Origin of the sequence: Streptomyces poriticola (genome assembly GCF_036689765.1) — a bacterium.
GTDB classification, from domain to species: Bacteria; Actinomycetota; Actinomycetes; order Streptomycetales; family Streptomycetaceae; genus Streptomyces; species Streptomyces poriticola.
Map to the genome: position 1 here is coordinate 1 of NZ_JBAGKH010000097.1, position 746 is coordinate 746.

At 68.0% G+C, this 746-nt stretch carries 1 protein-coding gene; it reads right to left on the reverse strand.

Annotated elements, in window-relative coordinates; all coding sequences use genetic code 11:
• Positions 1-746: alpha-amylase family glycosyl hydrolase (locus tag V5O46_RS31605; RefSeq protein ID WP_332888171.1), on the reverse strand; the 746-nt coding region annotated here is incomplete at both ends.

Below are 746 nucleotides of genomic sequence, written 5' to 3' on the forward strand. Positions count from 1 at the left end.
AGGAAGGCGAGCACCGCGGGGTTGGAGGACTGCAGTTCGGTGTAGGTGCCCAGGCCGAAGGCCGGGTTCTGCTTGCGGATCTCGATCATCCGGCGGGTCCAGTGCAGCAGCGAGGACGGTGAGGACATCGACGCCTCGACGTTGGTGACCTGGTAGCCGTAGACCGGATCCATGATCGTCGGGAGGAAGAGCCGGCCGGGGTCGGACGAGGAGAACCCGGCGTTGCGGTCCGGGGTCCACTGCATCGGGGTGCGCACGGCGTCGCGGTCGCCGAGCCAGATGTTGTCGCCCATGCCGATCTCGTCGCCGTAGTAGAGGATCGGCGAGCCCGGGAGGGAGAGCAGCAGCGCGGTGAACAGCTCGATCTGGTTGCGGTCGTTGTCCAGCAGCGGCGCCAGCCGCCGCCGGATGCCGATGTTGGCGCGCATGCGGGGGTCCTTGGCGTACTCGGCCCACATGTAGTCGCGTTCCTCGTCGGTGACCATCTCCAGGGTCAGTTCGTCGTGGTTGCGCAGGAAGATGCCCCACTGGCAGCCGGAGGGGATCGCCGGGGTCTTGGCGAGGATCTCGGAGACCGGGTAGCGGGACTCGCGGCGGACGGCCATGAAGATGCGCGGCATCACCGGGAAGTGGAAGGCCATGTGGCACTCGTCGCCGCCGCTGGGGTAGTCGCCGAAGTAGTCGACGACGTCCTCCGGCCACTGGTTGGCCTCCGCCAGCAGCACCGTGTCCGGGTACTGGGCGTC